Raw genomic sequence first — 17,167 nt, 5'->3', positions numbered from 1 at the left:
ATCATGCACGGGCGCGCTCAAGCCCTTTGGCACTCGGCCCCTCGCTGCTTTTCCTACCCTGACTTTCTGGAACGAACACCATGCTCGACGCGCTCAACGCCATCTTCCTTGCCGCCAATATCGCCGCCCAGACCCTTAACGTGGTCGCCCGCGCCGATGAGGACATCCTCATCGAGAAGGACGTGAAGGTCTATGCGGTCTCCATGACCGAACAAGCCCCGATGTGGACGAAGAAGTGCAAGTACGAAGGGGTGATGGTCGAGTACGCCCGCGACTGGGAGGAGGAACAGCTCTCGACCGGCGTCATCCTGCCGCCCGAGCCGGACAAGCCGATTGGCTACGCGCTGATCCTCACCAAGGAGCGCTGCCCCGAGAAGGAGGAGCGGGCGATCTTCAACACGGACAGCAAGTTCTTTACGCCGTTGTTTGGCAAGGCCTATGTGATCCGTGAGGGCGGCCCGATGGACACCCGCGACTACTGGAGCCTAAAGGAAGAAGACCGTCCGAAGTGGATGCCGCAGGTGTTGCGCACGATCGAGGCCGAGGCGCCTAAAAACCCTGCAGCCCAGCGCTTTCTCGACGAGATCGGTACGCGCTCGGCTGATGTCGGCGTAGCCGCCCCCCTTGGTGTCACGCCGGCACTTGAAAGCCAGGAGCAGGCCGCCCCCGAGCCGGCGCAGGAACCGCAACTTGACCCGCAGCAGGCTGAGGCAGAGCCGGCGGAGCTTACGACAGCGAATTAACGGACGGACCCGATGCCCAGACACCACGCCCCTTTCGATGCGGCGTTCATCCAGACGGTGAACGAGCACCAGTTCGGCCTCGGTGATGATCCGTCCGCCCGGATTCGCTGTCCGAACTGCGCGACGGGCCTGGAGCGGCCGGATGTGGATGAAGCTGGGCTGGTGGTGGCCGACACGGACGGGCTGCTGTGTCTCGAGTGCGGACATCTCGACCCGGCGCCAAACCTGCCCGCGTCCGTAACGGACACGGACGGTCGCGTGCGATGGGCGCAGGCGCTCTTTCACGACCGGACTGCAACGATCGATGCGCTCCTGAGATCGCTCAGGGCGCATCCCGCCCTGGCAGCGCAGGCGCCCCGCGCTTCGCCGGATTCGGCCGCACCGGTGACGCGCGCCTTGCGATCGGCACTGGGCGCTCTGCGGCGATACGCGCTCCTGTGCGAAGGAGTAGAGACCCGTCCAGGTCGCGCCTTCGAGATCACGAGCGACTGGGCATCGATCCGAGACTGCTGCCCGCCCCCTGGCTGGGTCTGCGATGTTCTGTATCACCTCGAGGGGGTAAGCGACCCCTGCCATCCTGCCTTTGGCGCGGGCTGGCACATCGTCCGTAGAACCAGCGAAGAGCCGGTGACGTTGGCCCGAGCTCGACATGACGTTCATGGCCGAGCGCACTACTGGCGCAACGTTGATTGATGGTCTGCCGGTTGAACTTCATGCGAGCTATGCAAGACTCAGGCTCATCTTTCCCAGCTGGAATGCCCCTTATGCTTTTTGATGTCGTGGCCGTCAGCCTGCAGACGAACGTCGTGCGCCTGGTGCCTGAGAACAAATCCAAGACCGATGCCGACGCGGTCGTCTCGGTGAGTGCTTGTGCTGCTCTCGATACTCATAGCGATTGCTTGACGGCTGCAACCTTGCCAAGGAGGCAGGTGAAGGGGTCGCAGCGCGAGGCCGCACCGAGCCGCAAGCCGGCCGGGCGGCGTCAGACTGGCAATCCGCTGCTGGCGATGGCGCTTGGGATGGCTGCGCCGCACCCGCGTTCGCCGCTCGCCCCGGTGCGCCAGATCCGGCAGCTGCACGATCAAGACGAACCCGAGGATGCGCCCATCCTGCGGCCGAGTCCGCGGCGTGACCAAATTCTCGAGATGCTCCAGGGGGCGTCCTACAGCGTCAATGAGATCGCGGAGCACCTGCAGATCAGCGTCAAGTCCGCCAACGAGCATCTGCGCATCCTGCTCACCGCCGAGAAGGTGGAACGGACAAAGGAGCGCGATCGCAGCGGACGGGTGTGCATGGTGTATCGGGCGACGGCCCGCCGCAACATTGCGCCCCCACTCGAGGATACTGGCAGTGAGGCCACGCCCGTCTGAAATGACCGAAATGCGCGGCAAGCCCCGGCACTTCAGGCCGGGGAAGGATAGCGCGTTCGCCGCAGGCGAACTGGGGGCTTGAAATCCGGATCGGATGTGTGAGCCTGATCGCATGAGTGAGGGAACGGGCTTCCATCGTGCGTACCGGTATCGGCTGCGGAGCAACCGCAAGGCCGAGGCGGTGCTACGACGCTGGGCAGGGTGCAGCCGCAAGGTGTGGAACCTCGCTCTGGCCGAGCAGCAGGCTCGACGCGAGCGTGGCGAGAAGTATGCCGGCTTCGCGGGCATGTGCCAGTGGGTCACCACCTGGCGCAAGGCCACTGGGACGGCCTATCTTGCCGAGGTGCCGGTGCACGTGCTGCAAAACGTGGTGCGTGCGCTCGATGGCGCCTTCCAGCGCTTTTTCAGGAAGGAAGGCGGCTACCCGAAGTTCAAGCGCCGCGGCGACCCGATCGGCCTGCGCGAGACCGATGTGAAGTGCTTCTCGGTGGACGCGGCCAACGGGCGCATCCGCTTTCCCAAGGTGGGCTGGTTGCGCTACCGGGCGAGCCGCCCCATCGAGGGGCGAGCGATCACGGCCACGCTGCGCGCCGAGGCCGATGGCTGGTACGTGTCGATCGCCTGCGCGTTCGAACCCAAGGCGCTCGAGCGCAGCCCGAAGGCCTGCGGCATCGATCGTGGGGTGGCAAACTTCGCCGCCTTCGACACCGGGCAGCGGATCGCGCCGCTCGATGCGCACAAGCGTGCCGTCCAGTGCTTGCGCCGCTACCAGCGAGCGGTGGCTCGCAAGCTCGAAGCGGCCAAGGTCGCCGCCGGCATCCCGAAGGGCAAACCCTTCCCGAAGGGGTTCCGGCTGCAGCCTTCGAACCGGCTTCGCAAGGCACAAGCCCGGGTGGCGAAGATCCACCAGGGGATCGCCCGCCAGCGGGCGGACTTCCTGCATAAGCTGTCGACGCAGATCGCCCGCGAACACGCGCTCGTGTGCCTGGAGGATCTGAAGGTTCGATCGATGAGCGCCTCGGCCGCAGGCACGCAAGAGGCGCCCGGCAAGCGGGTGCGTCAGAAGGCGGGCCTGAACCGCTCGATCCTCGATCAGGGCTGGTCGATGTTCAAGGACCAGCTCGCGTACAAGCTCGAATGGCGCGATGGAGTGCTCGTGCTCGTCCACCCCGCTTACACCTCGCAGCGCTGCCACGCCTGCGCTCACACCCATGCAGACAACCGCAAGGGCGAAGTTTTCCGGTGCCGGTCCTGTGGCCACACCGACCACGCGGACGTCAATGCCGCGAAGAACATTCTGGCCGCGGGACACGCGGTTCTGGCCGGCGACGGCCACGCGCTCGTGGAGGGACAGGTGCAGTCAGGCCGCCCGGTGAAACGAGAACCCACCGAAGGGCTACGCCGTGCGGCCTAGCCCAGCAGGAATCCCCGCCCTTCCCGCTGCGCGGCGAGCGAAGCGAGAGGGCGGGGAGGATGTCAACTTTGGATTGCAGCTATCACTTGAACATTGAGCCGACTGTGGCACCTTCAAAGGACGAACCACGGAGATCGAGCATGAAACAGAACCACCGTCCTTCTTGCCCAGCCTGCGGCTCCACCGAGTACGAGGGCGAGCTTATGGTTTGCCCGCACTGCGATAGCCTCAAGTGCTCGCAGTGCGACATGGGCGACGACACGGCATGCATTGCCTGCGAGGGCGAGGAGTAAGCGATGCCTGTCTCGATCGAGCAGATCCGCCCCGGGGCCGTCTTTCGGTTCAAGACCGCTGCGCGCCGCGTCACCTCGCTGAGCAAACCGCTCGGATCGGGCTTTAACGTGAACTGGGAGTACGCCGATCGCCTGCCACGTGGCGGCAAGCGCACCGGCTCGCAGTGGGTGCACTACTTTCGAGCCGACGCGATCGAGGAGATCCCAGACCCCGGCGCCGTCACTGAGCAGCGTAAGCTCATCCCACCTCAGCGTGTGGTCGGTTGCCAGCCTGCGCCGGTCACCATCACGCTCGAGACGCGTTGTCCGGACAAGTACGCCATCGTGGATCTGGAAACTGGCGAACTGTGGGGGCACACGGGCGACAACTTCCGCCGTCTGTCCGAAGCGGAAAGCGCCGACGTCACCTATGTCGCCGGCCTGGCCTCGGGCGCACAGCGTAGCCACCCCGACGACCAGGCGGTGGATCGCTTCGCTGCAGCCCTGAAGGCCAAGCTCGCCGAGAGCAGAGCGAAAGGCCGAAGCGGCTGGGACGATCCGAACCAGTGCACCACCCAGGATCTGGCAGGCCAGATGGTCGCGCATCTTCGAAAGGGCAACGAGGGTAACTTCCTCGATATCGCCACGTTCGCGATGATGCTGCACGAGCGCCACGCGAGCCCGACCGAGCTCGTCGCCGAGTTCGACGCGAGGGCTGCCCGGTGAGCGCTCCAACCAACGAGCTCGAGCGCACTTCGCTCGATGCGGCCTTAAAGCCCGTGGCCGCGCCGCTTTGCGGTGCCTACGCCGTCGGGCTTGCCGCAGGCCTGTCTTGGCAGACCGTCTTTGCCGATGCGAGGCGCTTGTTCAACCGTTCTGATCGCTGGAAGGGCCGGCTGTTCTTCTTCGAACTCATCTCACTGCTCACGCACTACGGCATCGAGCACCGCAAGATCCCCGGCATGGCCCCGCTCGTGCTGGAGAAGCTGGCCGCGGAGATCCCCCCGGACGAAACACACATCGTCTGCATTACCGGGCACTTCGTACTGCTGCACGGCGGTCGAATATTCGATCAGCATTTCCCCTTGGGCGAGCGCATCAGCGACTACCCCTGGCGCCGCCGGCGCATCCAGCGCTGGGTCCAGATATCGCACCCTGCACCAGACAACAAGCGCGGCTGATCGTCGGCGCCACGCCGTACAACAGGCGAAATGCCTTGTTTTACGCGGGGATAGGGTAAGACCGTCTTCGGTATAACGACTCCTGTTAGGGCGCATTGCGTCGCCCGTCGCTTCGAGGATCGTTCATGCCCAGCCATTCATCCACTCCAGAGCGCGCCCGTATCTGGAGGTACAGCACACAGCGCTGCTTCCCTTGCGACGGAGGTGCAAGGTGATCGAGCACCTGTTTGGCCTGACGGCTCCTTTCACGCGCCCCGCCAACGCGCCGGTTCGACGAATTACGCCACTGCAGGAAAAACGCGCAAAGCCCGAGGAGGTGAAGCGCTCCGCAAGCCGCGAGGACGTGCATCGTCTTATCTGCACGAAGACGATGATCGCGGCCGAGGTCGGTGAGGCGCTGTCGATCTCGACCAAGGCGGCTGCGGCCCACCTTCGCAGGCTCGAGGAGGCCCGTCAGGCGTATCGCTGCGGAGAGGTCATGGTGAACGGTCGCAGGGTGCCCAAATTCAGAGGCGTGCAATGACTATCACTGACCCTCCTTCCGCCGGCCTAACGGCGAAGCAGCCAGGGAAGGGAAAGACATTCCCGGTCCAGATCGGACAAGATACCTACGGCGTCCTTGCGCAGACCGACCCGCTGAAGGCCCGCTTCTGGCAGTCCATACTCGGTCGGGCCAAGACAGCAGGCACGCCCGTTCATTGTCTATGCCTTCGAGATGACCAGGCGCGGCTGCTGTCCGTGCACGAGCGTGACGGCAGATACCACCTCCAAGCGTTCCCGAACCAGGGTGAGTCTCACGCCAAGGAGTGCCGCTTTCACCGGGATGCTACCGGGCCGAAGAATGCGTTTCCGGAAACCACGGATGAGCCGGCACAGGATGAACCGCCTCGGGATCGCCTGCCAATGGGCTTCGCGATGCCCACGCATTCGCCATCGATGGGCGGAGCAGGAGCCGGCGGGCCAAGGAATAGCCCACGGATTCATCGTGTCTCGCTCGAGTACCTGTTGATTAAGCTCTGGAACACGGCCGGCCTCAACGAATGGAAGCCGTCTTGGGCCGGCAAGCGCAACATGTTCACCGTACTGAACCGACTGCGTACGGCCGCCACCGAGATCGAGATCAACGGCGAACAGCTCGCGCAGAACCTGGTGATCGGGGAGCTCCATGAGGGAGGCACGGCCGACGCTCACAACGCTGCGGTGATCAAGCGTGCAACCGAGGCGCGTCGCCGCATCCTGGTCCTCGGGCGCCTGGCGGCGGCCAAGCGTCAGGACCAAGGCCTTACGGGTTATGAGGCTAAAGAAATTGCACGGCGTCCAGCGCAATCGTTTGTGGTTTCTCTGGGCTTAAAAGACCTCAAGCTTGATTTCATAGCGCTTTTGGCACACCGATCTGTGACGTCGAAGACCACTCGCGTGGATCACAACAGCCTAGGTGTCACAGTCCTCCTCCAAAAACTAGCCGAGCATCCGTCCCTTTGAGGCGGCCGTGGTCCACTCGCGAAGCCAGACGGACAACTCACTTCGGGATACTGGTCGATTTGTGGCGTACGATGACCATGCCGAATTGATACAGTCCGGGTGGAAGAGATCCGACCAGGAAACTCGGCGGACGAGCTTCGATCGTCCCACAGTCCGCGAGAGCGGAACTCTATGCTAACCATCTGATGCTTCGCTGCGCAGGGCCATCTAGGATGAATGATACTCAAAACACAGTTTCAAGCTCTCACGTTACGCCGATTGGCGGCAACGTCTTTCTGGATCTCGGGTTCCCACCCCGCGAAGCCGAGCGCTTGCTCTCCGACTCCCAGATGAGGATTGAGGCAGCGCTCACGGAAACACCTGTAGACATGAAGCAAGGGACGCGCATCGATGAGGATCAGATACGACGAGCAAGATGACATCCTGTGCATCGGCTTCTCGGAGGAACCGATCGTGAGGGATGTTTCACTCGGGTGGAACGTGAACATCGGCTTTACAGCAAACGGAATCGCCGAGATCACGATCCTGGATGCCCGAACCGCAGGTCACTGGCCGATAGAGATCGAACCGAGCCCACAGTGACCGAGAACATACGCCGCTGCCAGACAGGCGGCGTCACGGTCGACTTCGACGGCGCCGATCACGGCGTTGCTCCGTTAGACGAGCGTTGGTCGTGGGGTCCTAGTTAAGCCCGCTTAACTAGTGCGGAACCCTAGTTAAGTTTACGCGGATTTCTTTAATTAGCAGGACACTGGTCACTCTGGCTCCAACATCTCCACGTCGGGGAAGATGCCCTTGCTGAACGGGGAGTGGGGTGCGGAACAAGTCAAGATAGTTGTCGCCTGATTCATGCAACCAACCGCCCTATGTCTTCAGCATGTATGTGGTCGCGCACGACAGCGTCGCGCTCCGGATTGAGCGTGACTGCACCGACCGGCGTCCAGTCGCGTGTCCCGCAGGACCAGCGCGCAGGATGGCGCTCGCGGGCCTGGAGATACGTCTGATGGCGTGCAGCCAGGATCGCCCGGTCCTCGAACGCGTGTCGTTGCGCCGGGGTGACGTAGCGGATGCCGCTGTGGCGGTGCTCGAAGTTGTACCAGCGCACGAAGTCACGTCCCCAGAGGCGGGCGTCTTCAAGGGTAGCGAAGCCGCGCACCGGGAATTCGGGGCGATATTTGGCCGTCTTGAAGAGCGACTCGACGAAGGCGTTGTCGTCGGAGACGCGCGGGCGCGAGTAAGACGGTTTGACGCCCAGCCAGTGCAGCATGGCGAGCACCGTGGTGGCCTTGAGCGTGCTGCCATTGTCGCCGTGGAGTACGGGTTTGTCGGTCATCGCGTGGACGCCTTCGACCAGCGCGGTGCGCTTGAGCAGGCTCACCGCGTGGTCGGCATGGTCGGCCTCATGGATCTCCCACCCGACGATCTTGCGGCTGTAGAGGTCCTGGATCAGGTAGAGGTAGAACCAGCGCCCCTGCACCTGCGTGGGCAGATAGGTCATGTCCCAGCACCAGACCTGGCCCGGCGCGGTGGCCACATGCGTGGTCGGCGTACGCGAGCGCTGAGGCGTTCGGGTGCGGCCCCGGTGACGGGTCTGCCCGTGGGCGCGCAGCACGCGCTGGAAGCTCGATTCGCTCGCGATGTAGACGCCTTCGTCGGCCAGCGTCGGCACGATCCGCGCAGGTGGCTGATCGGCGAAACGCGGCTCGTTGGCCACCGCCAGGACGCGGGTGCGCTCCGCCTCGGTGAGCGCATGCGCAGGCGTCGGGCGTTCGGCCAAGGGCCGGCGGTCGCCGACGTGCAGGCCGTCCTCGGCCTTCCAGCGTTGCAGGGTGCGAACGGTGATGCCGGCGACCTCGCACGCCGGGCGCAAGCGCGCACCCGCTACGTGAGCGGTGTCGATGTGGCGGACCATCGTTTGGCGATCTTCCAGGCCGATCATGCGTCCTCGTCCTTGTCCTTCGGAAAGATCGCCTCGAGCTTTTTTGACAGTACCAGCAGCGCGGCGGCTTCGGCCAGGGCCTTCTCCTTGCGGCGCAGGTCGCGCTCGAGTTCCTTGATGCGGCGCCGGTCGGCCTTCTTCTCCCGGTGGCTGATCCGCGCGGTGTCTTCGGGGTCGGCGAGCGCCTGCGTGGCCGCTGCGCGCCATTGCTCGAGTTCCTGCGGATACACGCCGTTCTCGCGGCACCAGGCGCTCTTGCTGGCTTCGTCCATCGCGGCGGTAACCAGCACCGCCTCGAATCGGGCGGGCGCTGTCCAAGCCCGCTCGCGAGCGGGCTTGGACAGCGCATCCGCGCGCCACCGCTCCAGCGTCGCCGTTGAAATGCTCAGTTCGTGGGAAACCGTCTCCACCGATGCGCTCTCCGGGGGCAACAACCGTGCTACCGCTTTGTCCTTGAATGCTTGTCCGTATCTGGCCACTTCGTTCTTCCGTTATCGCCCTCAGGTTTCAGATTCTATCGAGGCGACAACTATCTTGACCCAGAGGGGTATCTACGGGGTAAGCAGACGGAGGTGTTTCCTCAGGCATTTCGAACCCTCCATTGGCAACGTCGATTCTCCGGCAACAGAAGTCTTCATCTTTTCCGACGTCCGGCATCGCTGTCAGCCCCTCTAACGACTCTTCACTTTCCGGGAAAGACTGCTCGTAAAGTAACTCAGGATCGATATCCGCTCCTCCAGGCCAACGAACAGTTCCGTTTTCTACGAAGACCTGGCGAAACAGCGAAACTCTACGAAGAGGGGTGAATACAGTGGACTCGCGTGCCAATAGCCTGGACATGGAAAAACGCCGAACCTCCCCATTTTCGAAAGTAAGCCTGAGCACAAAGCCAGGTAGCGACTCGACTGCGGTTACGTCAAACAGCGGACTGCGCGAAGACCGCGTCACTTGAGCTAGCAGCACTTTGGGGACGGGCACAAGCTCCAAGGTCTTTCCGTGTTCATCTGCGAATTCGACCAACACTGTGTTCTCGTCTAGTACTTCGACGATTGTCCCCCTTGCCAAATCCTGCCTTAGACGAACGATCGCTAAGGGTTGCATCGAGGTCGTAGATGAGGCTGGTGGGACCGACATGGGAAGACGTGAAAGAGAACCTTGACGTCGGGTAACGTATCACACGATGCGGCCCGCCGGGTGAGCAGCGAATCTTGAGAAGCTTCCGCTCAAATACCCGACCCCGCATTTTCAACCGAAGAAGCCGAATGGCGGAAATGCGCCAAGGTGCGGCCCTCCACCTGCAAGCACTAGATGGCCGCTCAGGCCGACTTGTTGCTTGTTGGCATAGGCATGAGGCAGTTGCCGGGCCAAAGAAACCAGACTGTGAGTTCGGCTAGCGGTCAGGCCGCTTTAGATTACAGTCCAGACATGCAAAACTCATGAGATCTTGGGCTGGTCGAGTCTCGATCGTTGCCATCCTCTCCAGTAAAATCTCACCTATCGCGCGCTCAATGCCCAGCAACGGCGCGGCTTTCCAGGGCTCTCCCGTAAACTCTCACCCATTGGTCGCCGCAACGATTCTGGCCACGTTCATGGAGATCGCCCAAATCCACGCGACAGACATGGCTGATCTGTTTCGCTTTCCCAATTGCCCCAACGGGCCCCACGCACACCCCGACGAATAGGGAGCCATCATCCAGGCGGACCACTCAGCCGGCCAAAGCCCTCAATTGACCGGCAACACGCGCGTCCACGCCAAGCCGCAGGTTCGGGAGTAGTTCGACGGTGACCGCTAGGGCGAAAAAGTGTTCCCCACGCCCGTGGGGATGAACCGACGTGGGGCACTTCGAGTTCTTCTACAATCCGCAGCGCCGCCACGGTTTCACCAACCAGCTCTCGCCGGTAGAGTTCGAGCGGCAGTATTTTTTGAAGAACGGGACCGTCTAGGAAACCCGGGGCGATTCACTTCACGCAGCACTGAAAATGAGGGGCAGGTCAATTCACACCGTCCCGCACCAGATGGCAATCCGCCTTTGAGCACCGCCAATCGGGATAGGGGCGGTCAGTGTGCCTGACCGGTCCCCTCCCACACCACCCGGCATGCGGGTCCGCACCGGGCGGTTCGAGCAGTTGAGGTCATGAGAGGTGAGGCATGCCCAGACGGTCAAAGTAGTCGATCGTCAGAACGTGATGCAGCGCGGTCAGACTGTTGTGCCACCAGCGATGGCTGAGGGCGGCGACGGACTGCGCAATCCTGGGCGTCGCTCCCAACTTGAGCAGTTCCCGGTAGATCGTCTTTCCACGTCGCCAGTGCTTGAGGTGGAGGACTCGCATTCGGCGACGCATCCACTCGTCCAGCCCTCGCCAGACGCGCGGTGTTTGCGCCAGTCCGAAGCACGCTTTCCACCCTGGAACATAGCTTCGCAGCTTCTCGACCACCTCTGCGATGCTGCACCCGTCGGTCCGGCGTGTAAGCTGCCGTATCCGTTGCTTGAACGTCTCCAGCGCCTTGCCCGACACGGCGCGCCCGACCTCGCCGTTCCGCGTCAGCCACCGGGCGTAACCCAGAAACTTGCGGCCAAACACGCTGGCCACCGCACTTTTCGATTCGTTGATCTTCAGGTGCAGCTTGTCGTACAGACGCTTGAGCGGGGTCATCACCCGCTCCCCCGACTTCTGGCTGCGCACATACACATTGCAGTCATCGGCGTAGCGGGCAAAGCGGTGCCCTCGTCGCTCCAGCTCTCGATCCACCTCGTCGAGCAACACATTGGCCAGGAGCGGCGAGAGCGGTCCGCCTTGCGGCGTACCCTCGACGCGCTCGACCACCACGCCGCCATCCATCATCCCCGCATTCAGGTAGGCGCGCACCAGCCGGATCACGCCGGGGTCGGGCACGCGCTTCTTTAGGCGGTCGATCAGGATGTCGTGGCTGACCCGGTCGAAGAACTTGGACAGGTCGACATCGACCACGACCCGGTAGCCCTCCTGCACATACTGCTGCGCAGCGAGCACGGCATCGCGTGCCCGGCGGCCGGGCCGGAATCCATGGCTGTGTTCACTAAAAGTGGGATCGATCAGCGGTTGCAGCACTTGCAGCAGTGCCTGCTGAACCAGACGGTCGGTCACGGTGGGTATCCCCAGCTCACGCTCACTCCCGTCCGCCTTCGGAATACCCACGCGCCGCGCCGGCAGGGGCCGATACGTGCCTTCCATCAATTGCCGGCGGATGGTCGGCCAAGCGCGCTTCAGGTGTTCTTTGGTCTGGCCTATGTCCAGCCCATCGACGCCTGCGGCTCCCTTGTTCGCCTTCACGCGCTTCCACGCGCGTTGCATGTTTCCTCTCTCGAGCACTTGCAACAGCAAGTCTCGCCCTGCGCCTCCCGGGTCGTGACGCGGGGACCGGGCTTCATCGCTGGCCGCGCCAGACGAGGCTTCACCCTGCCTTTGCGCGACCCGCCCCGCTGACGCGGACATCTGATGCCGTGCTCGATCCATCGTCACGTCGTTTGACGCTCCTTCTCGTTCGGCCCTTCGCCCACACTGCGGCTACTACGGCCTCTGCTGACTTCTCGCTCCGCCTTTCGGCGTCGCCCTTTCAGATCTCCCCAGTTAAGAACGCACTCCTTCGCTGCACAACCGCCGGATTTACGCCACTTCGCCTTGATCACGAGAGCTTCGCGGCTTCTTGCCCGCTCGCCCTGCTCGGCAGCGCCTTCTATCCGGTTCTTGTCCATCGGCTCGCAGCTTCGCTCCGCGCTTCCTTCCCACGCTCAGTCACCCTCACGCAGTTGCGCTTCGCTTCGTTCGCTGTGATCAACTTACGGCGGGACTTGCACCCGCAAAAGAGTGCGCCCATGCTGGGCGCACAAAAAATGGCCCGCCGAAGCGGGCCAAACCCGAAATCACCCCCGCGCCTTGCGGCGCGAGAGGCAACCACGACGCACATCCTGATTTCGGGGAGGGAGATCGTCTACAGCGCGACGCCGCACCGGCTCAGGCCTTGGCAGAATCGCGGCGGAACACCAGCGGCGCGCCGCCGTGCGAGCGCTTGACCATCCACTGCGCGAGCGCCGAATCCATGTAGTCGGCATGGCCGGGGAACCAGTCCATCAGCGCCTGTGCCAGCTCGCGCACCAGGACGGCATTGCCCGCGGCAAGCTCCTGCTGCACTTCGCGCACCGAGGCCAGCACCTTGGCGTGCTCGTCGATGTGGCAGTCGGCGGCCGGAAAATCCGTGCCTCTCATCCAGCCGTCTTCCTGCTCGAAATGGGCCACGGCATGCGCGGCAAACGCGTCCAGGGCTTGCGCCAGTCCGGCGTCCGGCGCCGTCAGCAGCGCATCGACCAGGGTCACGAACTCGCGGTGGGTGTCGTCCATCGACGTGTAACCGAGTGAGTACCGGTCCGTCCAGTCGAATCCCGGATGCGCCTCCGTCATTTCTGTCTCCGATGATTGCCGAGGCTCCTTGCCCGGCCGTCAGCCACCCAACCCTACCGGGCTAGGTGTCCTATTTGCGATGCAGGTGAACAACGCTACATGCTCACTTGCGGTGCCCTGTCACAAATTATCGTATGCCAAGGCGAAGTCAATCTCGGCGCGGCCAAGCGCTTCTCGGCCAGATGCACTCCAGTGGTCTGGTATTTCCACTGAAAGTCGCATCCGACCTTGAGCGCGATCATCCGCACAAATCCTAGTTATGCAGATGGAGCAATCCCCTTCGCCCGCGCCAGATTGAGCGCCGTATCCTCGATCATGTCCTCCTGCCCGCCGACCATGCCGCGCCGGCCCATCTCGACCAGGATCTCGCGCGCGGGCACGCCGTACTTCTTCTCGGCGCGCTTGGCGAACAGCAGGAAGGAGCCATACACGCCGGCATAGCCCAGCGTGAGCGCGTCGCGGTCGATGCGGATCGGGAAGTCCATGATCGGCACCACCAGGTCCTCGGCCACGTCCTGGATCTTGAACACATCCACCCCGGTCTCGATCCCCATCAGGTCGCACACCGCAATGAAGACTTCCATCGGGGTGTTGCCCGCACCGGCGCCCAGGCCGGCGGCCGCCGCGTCGATGCGGGTGGCGCCCACTTCGAGCGCGGCGAGGCTGTTGGCCACGCCCATGGCGAGGTTGTGGTGGCCGTGAAAGCCCAGTTCAGTCTCGGGCTTGAGCGCATCGCGCACCGCACTGAGGCGGGATTTGACCGTGTCGGGCAGCAGGTGCCCGGCCGAGTCGGTGACGTAGATGCAGTTGGCGCCGTAGCTCTCCATCAGCCTGGCTTGCTTGAACAGCCCTTCGGGGCTGTTCATGTGGGCCATCATCAGGAAGCCGACGGTGTCCATGCCAAGCTTGCGCGCCATGCCGATGTGTTGCTCGGAGACATCCGCCTCGGTGCAGTGGGTGGCCACCCGGATCGTGGAGACGCCGATCTCGTGCGCCATCTTCAGGTGATCCACCGTGCCGATGCCCGGCAGCAGCAGCGCCGAGACCTTGGCCTGCTTCATCAGCGGGATCACCGCGCCGAGGTATTCCTCGTCGCTGTGGGCGGGGAAGCCGTAGTTCACCGAGCTGCCGCCGAGGCCGTCGCCGTGGGTGACCTCGATCAGCGGGATGCCCGCTTCGTCCAGGCCGACGGCGATGGTCTTCATCTGCTCGAGCGTCATCAGGTGGCGCTTGGGGTGCATGCCGTCGCGCAGGGTCATGTCGTGGACGGTGATCTTCTTGCCGCGAAGTTCCATGTTCATCTCCTTCGTCTGGTCGCCGCTCAGGCCACCATCGTGGCGCGGTTGGATTCGAGTTTCAGGCGCCCGGCGAGGATCTCCTCGGCGAACATCTCGGCGGTGCGCGCACCGGCCGCGGTCATGATGTCGAGGTTGCCGGCGTACTTGGGCAGGTAGTCACCCAGGCCTTCGACTTCCAGGAAGACCGAGACGCGGTTGCCATCGAACACGGGACCATTCACGAGGCGGTAGCCGGGCACGTACTTCTGCACCTCGCGGATCATGGCGTGGATGGATTCGGTGATCGCGGCCTGGTCCGGTTCGGTCTCGGTCAGGCAGTGCACCGTGTCGCGCATGATCAGCGGCGGCTCGGCCGGGTTCAGGATGATGATGGCCTTGCCCTTCTTCGCGCCGCCCACCTTCTCGACCGCGCCTGCGGTGGTGCGGGTGAATTCGTCGATGTTCTTGCGCGTGCCCGGACCGGCCGACTTGGAGGACACGGTGGCGACGATCTCGCCGTAGGCCACCGGCTGCACGCGGGACACCGCCGCGACCATCGGGATCGTGGCCTGGCCGCCGCAGGTGACCATGTTGACGTTCATTTCACCCTTGCCGACGTGCTCGGCCAGATTGACCGGCGGCACGCAGAAGGGGGCGATCGCGGCCGGGGTGAGGTCGATCATCAGCACGCCCAGCTCGTTGAGCTTGCGGCTGTTCTCGGCATGGACGTAGGCCGAGGTGGCATCGAAAGCGATCTGCACGCCGTCGGCCAGCACATGCGGCAGCAGGCCGTCGACGCCCTCGGCGGTGGTCTTGAGGCCCATCTCGCGCGCACGCGCCAAGCCCTCGGAGGTGGCGTCGATCCCCACCATCCACACCGGCTCCAGCACCGGGCTACGCTTCAACTTGTACAGCAGGTCGGTGCCGATGTTGCCCGGACCGATCAGGGCGCATTTGATCTTGTTCATGAGAGCTTCCTGAAAACGCATGACTTGAGGATGCAGGCCGCACGGCCCCCCACGAGGAGAGGGAGAGAGAGGAGCCGTGCGACTGCAATCGGAAAGCAGAAGAGAGCCGTACGTCGCGTGCGCTCAGACGAAACGCACGGCGCAGCTTCCGATACCGCCAATCGTGACGCGCAAGTTGTCGCCAGCCTTCACGGGTACCATGGCGCCAAGCGCCCCCGACAGGATGATCTCGCCCGCCTTCAGGCCAATGCCCAGTCGGCCGAGCGTGTTCGCCAACCACACCACAGCATTGACCGGCGAGTTCATCGTCGCCGCACCTGCGCCCGTCACTACGACCTCGCCGTTCTTCTCGAGCACCATGCCGCAGGTGATCAGGTCCACGTCGCGCGGGTCGATGAGCGCGGAACTCAGTACGAATACGCCGCAGGAGGCGTTGTCCGCGACGGTGTCCTGGATCTTGATCTTCCAGTCGCGGATGCGCGAATCGACGATCTCGAAGCAGGCCATCACGCCTTCGGTGGCGCGCAGGACATCCGCCGCTGTCACGCCTGGCCCCATCAGATCGTGCTTGAGCACGAAAGCGATCTCGCCTTCGGCCTTAGGCTGGATCAGCGAGGACGCCGGAATCGGGTCGCCCGAGTTGAACACCATTGCATCGGTCAGCATTCCGAAATCGGGCTGATTCACGCCGAGCATGTTCATGACTGCCTGCGAGGTCACGCCGATCTTCTTGCCGATGATGCGCTCGCCGTCCCGCAGACGGCGGGCCATCAGCTGCTGCTGGATGGCGTAGGAATCCTCAATCGTCAGTCCGGGGTGCGCTGCCGTCAGCGGATCGATGACCTCGCCCTTTCGCAGTGAGTCGTAGAGCGCATCGCCGAGTTGATCCAGTGCTGTGTGATCTATCACCGCATCGCTCCGTGAATCAGATCGGCTCGGCCAGCTTGGCAAGCGCGCGTTCGACCACTGCTGTCTGCGCCTCAACCGGCGCGCGAGCCTGTTCCAGACGTCCCAACTCCATGGAGCATTCGGTCACCAGGCGGCAACGGCCGATGCGACGCCCCATGAAGCGGGCGAAGGTCTCCTCCACGCTGTCCGACTTCTCCAGCTCTTCGGCTAGCACCAGGGCATCCTCGATCCCCATGCCCGCGCCGGAGGCGAGCTGCGGCGTGGTCGGATGGGAGGCGTCGCCGATCAGCAACACGCGGCCCTTGTACCAGGGCGAGGGCAGCACAAAGGCCTCCAAGGGACGGAAGTTGATCATCGAGTGCTGGTCGAGCGAGTCAGCCAGGCGCTTGACGATACCGCCATAGCCCGCGAGCTTCTTCGCGAACTCGGCCGCCAGTTGGTGCTCCTCGAGGAAGACCTTGGGTGTGCGCTCGAGCAGGAACATGTACATGTGGGTGTCCGAGACAGGTGTCAGGCCCACCTTGGCCGGGCCGCCGAGGAAGTAGGTGCGGCGCGCCACTTCCGGCGGACGTTCGGTGAACAGACGCCAGGCGCTCTGACCGGTGTACTCCGGCTTGGGCGCGTCGGGAAAGATGAGGTTGCGCACACCAGAAAACACGCCGTCGGCACCGATGACGAAGTCGTAGCGGGCACGGCCGCCATCACTGAAGGTGACGTCCACACCGTCGTCGTCTTGGTCGAGGGCCTTCACCGTCAGACCGAGTCGGATATCCAGACCCATCGAGCGAACCTTGCGCTCGATGATCGCGTGCAGCGCGGGGCGCATGATGCCGCCCGAACTGCTAATGCCTGCGGCCGGCGGCATCGGCGTCGGCAACACGCGCAGCGGAGTGCCCTGCGTGTCGCAGATCTGGATACCTTCGCCAACATAGGCCTCGGCGGCAACTTCATCATAGACTCCGAGCTCCTTCAGCGCGCGCAGCGTCGGGCCGGTAATGGTGATGCCGGCACCGAGCGCCCCCCAATTCGGATTGATGTCGATGAGGTCGATGTCGAGACCTCGCTGCTTGAGCGTTATGGCCGATGACATGCCGGCTGTGCCGGCCCCGACGATCAGCGCGCGCGAAGACTTGAGTGTGGAGTGAGTTGCCATGGTTCTTTATCCTGACAGGACG

18 protein-coding genes are annotated in these 17,167 nt (G+C 63.6%); 10 read left to right on the top strand and 8 right to left on the bottom strand.

Features of this window, described 5'->3' with window-relative positions:
• Window positions 1-80 precede the first annotated feature (80 nt).
• The 10 genes from C664_RS05495 to C664_RS05455 all read left to right on the top strand — a co-directional run bounded on the left by C664_RS05495 (window position 81) and on the right by C664_RS05455 (window position 7,044).
• Window positions 81-743, top strand: a complete 663-nt coding sequence (locus C664_RS05495) for a hypothetical protein (RefSeq protein ID WP_004254705.1) — start codon at window positions 81-83, stop codon at window positions 741-743.
• A 12-nt stretch (window positions 744-755) separates the two neighbouring features.
• Window positions 756-1,436, top strand: a complete 681-nt coding sequence (locus tag C664_RS05490; protein WP_004254701.1) for a hypothetical protein — start codon at window positions 756-758, stop codon at window positions 1,434-1,436.
• Between the two features lie 71 nt (window positions 1,437-1,507).
• Window positions 1,508-2,113 (top strand): ArsR/SmtB family transcription factor, encoded by a 606-nt coding sequence (locus tag C664_RS05485; protein WP_004254696.1) that lies wholly within the window; start codon window positions 1,508-1,510, stop codon window positions 2,111-2,113.
• 112 nt (window positions 2,114-2,225) lie between these two features.
• A complete protein-coding gene (locus tag C664_RS05480) occupies window positions 2,226-3,527 on the top strand; it encodes an RNA-guided endonuclease InsQ/TnpB family protein (RefSeq protein WP_004254692.1) in 1,302 nt (433 codons plus the stop codon).
• A gap of 140 nt (window positions 3,528-3,667) precedes the next feature.
• A complete protein-coding gene (locus C664_RS20790) occupies window positions 3,668-3,820 on the top strand; it encodes a hypothetical protein (protein WP_004254690.1) in 153 nt (50 codons plus the stop codon).
• A 3-nt stretch (window positions 3,821-3,823) separates the two neighbouring features.
• Window positions 3,824-4,525 carry a hypothetical protein gene (locus C664_RS20505; RefSeq protein ID WP_004254686.1) on the top strand — a complete coding sequence of 234 codons (702 nt, stop codon included), beginning with the start codon at window positions 3,824-3,826 and terminating at the stop codon, window positions 4,523-4,525.
• Window positions 4,522-4,980, top strand: coding sequence for a hypothetical protein (locus C664_RS05470; RefSeq protein WP_004254682.1), 459 nt, complete (start codon window positions 4,522-4,524; stop codon window positions 4,978-4,980). Before C664_RS20505 ends, C664_RS05470 begins: the two co-directional genes overlap by 4 nt.
• Before the next feature lie 211 nt (window positions 4,981-5,191).
• The gene (locus tag C664_RS05465; RefSeq protein WP_004254679.1) at window positions 5,192-5,503 is read left to right on the top strand and encodes a hypothetical protein; all 312 of its coding nucleotides are present in this window, start codon (window positions 5,192-5,194) and stop codon (window positions 5,501-5,503) included.
• A complete protein-coding gene (locus tag C664_RS05460) occupies window positions 5,500-6,462 on the top strand; it encodes a DUF1173 family protein (protein ID WP_004254676.1) in 963 nt (320 codons plus the stop codon). Before C664_RS05465 ends, C664_RS05460 begins: the two co-directional genes overlap by 4 nt.
• Before the next feature lie 390 nt (window positions 6,463-6,852).
• The gene (locus tag C664_RS05455) at window positions 6,853-7,044 is read left to right on the top strand and encodes a DUF2283 domain-containing protein (protein ID WP_004254673.1); all 192 of its coding nucleotides are present in this window, start codon (window positions 6,853-6,855) and stop codon (window positions 7,042-7,044) included.
• A 265-nt stretch (window positions 7,045-7,309) separates the two neighbouring features.
• On the opposite strand, the gene C664_RS05450 is transcribed toward C664_RS05455, so the two are convergent.
• From C664_RS05450 to C664_RS05415, 8 genes are all read right to left on the bottom strand, one after another.
• Window positions 7,310-8,880 (bottom strand): IS3 family transposase gene (locus C664_RS05450; protein ID WP_088179231.1). Its coding sequence is split into 2 segments (ribosomal slippage): window positions 7,310-8,448 and window positions 8,448-8,880, totalling 1,572 coding nucleotides; the frame shifts between segments, so codons are not numbered across the junction.
• A 28-nt stretch (window positions 8,881-8,908) separates the two neighbouring features.
• A complete protein-coding gene (locus tag C664_RS20230) occupies window positions 8,909-9,502 on the bottom strand; it encodes a DUF2442 domain-containing protein (RefSeq protein ID WP_083483054.1) in 594 nt (197 codons plus the stop codon).
• Window positions 9,503-10,534: 1,032 nt separating this feature from the next.
• On the bottom strand, window positions 10,535-11,734 hold the full coding sequence (gene ltrA / locus C664_RS05440) for a group II intron reverse transcriptase/maturase (RefSeq protein ID WP_198291482.1): 1,200 nt from the start codon (window positions 11,732-11,734) through the stop codon (window positions 10,535-10,537).
• A 660-nt stretch (window positions 11,735-12,394) separates the two neighbouring features.
• A complete protein-coding gene (locus tag C664_RS05435) occupies window positions 12,395-12,838 on the bottom strand; it encodes a bacteriohemerythrin (protein WP_004254645.1) in 444 nt (147 codons plus the stop codon).
• 257 nt (window positions 12,839-13,095) lie between these two features.
• Entirely contained in the window at window positions 13,096-14,133 is a 1,038-nt protein-coding gene (dmpG, locus tag C664_RS05430; RefSeq protein ID WP_004254635.1) for a 4-hydroxy-2-oxovalerate aldolase, read from the bottom strand.
• A 26-nt stretch (window positions 14,134-14,159) separates the two neighbouring features.
• On the bottom strand, window positions 14,160-15,083 hold the full coding sequence (locus C664_RS05425) for an acetaldehyde dehydrogenase (acetylating) (protein ID WP_004252850.1): 924 nt from the start codon (window positions 15,081-15,083) through the stop codon (window positions 14,160-14,162).
• A 123-nt stretch (window positions 15,084-15,206) separates the two neighbouring features.
• The gene (gene dmpE, locus C664_RS05420) at window positions 15,207-15,992 is read right to left on the bottom strand and encodes a 2-oxopent-4-enoate hydratase (protein ID WP_004254626.1); all 786 of its coding nucleotides are present in this window, start codon (window positions 15,990-15,992) and stop codon (window positions 15,207-15,209) included.
• A gap of 16 nt (window positions 15,993-16,008) precedes the next feature.
• Window positions 16,009-17,145, bottom strand: coding sequence for an FAD-dependent oxidoreductase (locus C664_RS05415; protein WP_004254623.1), 1,137 nt, complete (start codon window positions 17,143-17,145; stop codon window positions 16,009-16,011).
• Window positions 17,146-17,167: the final 22 nt, after the last annotated feature.

The organism is Thauera sp. 63 (genome assembly GCF_000310165.2).
In the GTDB taxonomy this organism is placed as follows: Bacteria; Pseudomonadota; Gammaproteobacteria; order Burkholderiales; family Rhodocyclaceae; genus Thauera; species Thauera humireducens.
This window is presented reverse-complemented; position numbering and strand designations above follow the sequence as displayed.

Coding starts and splice junctions, on each gene's coding strand:
- C664_RS05495 (WP_004254705.1), top strand. CDS start 81: ATGCTCGACGCGCTCAACGCCATCTTCCTTGCCGCCAATATCGCCGCC.
- C664_RS05490 (WP_004254701.1), top strand. CDS start 756: ATGCCCAGACACCACGCCCCTTTCGATGCGGCGTTCATCCAGACGGTG.
- C664_RS05485 (WP_004254696.1), top strand. CDS start 1,508: ATGCTTTTTGATGTCGTGGCCGTCAGCCTGCAGACGAACGTCGTGCGC.
- C664_RS05480 (WP_004254692.1), top strand. CDS start 2,226: ATGAGTGAGGGAACGGGCTTCCATCGTGCGTACCGGTATCGGCTGCGG.
- C664_RS20790 (WP_004254690.1), top strand. CDS start 3,668: ATGAAACAGAACCACCGTCCTTCTTGCCCAGCCTGCGGCTCCACCGAG.
- C664_RS20505 (WP_004254686.1), top strand. CDS start 3,824: ATGCCTGTCTCGATCGAGCAGATCCGCCCCGGGGCCGTCTTTCGGTTC.
- C664_RS05460 (WP_004254676.1), top strand. CDS start 5,500: ATGACTATCACTGACCCTCCTTCCGCCGGCCTAACGGCGAAGCAGCCA.
- C664_RS05455 (WP_004254673.1), top strand. CDS start 6,853: ATGAGGATCAGATACGACGAGCAAGATGACATCCTGTGCATCGGCTTC.
- C664_RS20230 (WP_083483054.1), bottom strand. CDS start 9,502: ATGCAACCCTTAGCGATCGTTCGTCTAAGGCAGGATTTGGCAAGGGGG.
- ltrA (WP_198291482.1), bottom strand. CDS start 11,734: ATGCAACGCGCGTGGAAGCGCGTGAAGGCGAACAAGGGAGCCGCAGGC.
- C664_RS05435 (WP_004254645.1), bottom strand. CDS start 12,838: ATGACGGAGGCGCATCCGGGATTCGACTGGACGGACCGGTACTCACTC.
- dmpG (WP_004254635.1), bottom strand. CDS start 14,133: ATGGAACTTCGCGGCAAGAAGATCACCGTCCACGACATGACCCTGCGC.
- C664_RS05425 (WP_004252850.1), bottom strand. CDS start 15,083: ATGAACAAGATCAAATGCGCCCTGATCGGTCCGGGCAACATCGGCACC.
- C664_RS05415 (WP_004254623.1), bottom strand. CDS start 17,145: ATGGCAACTCACTCCACACTCAAGTCTTCGCGCGCGCTGATCGTCGGG.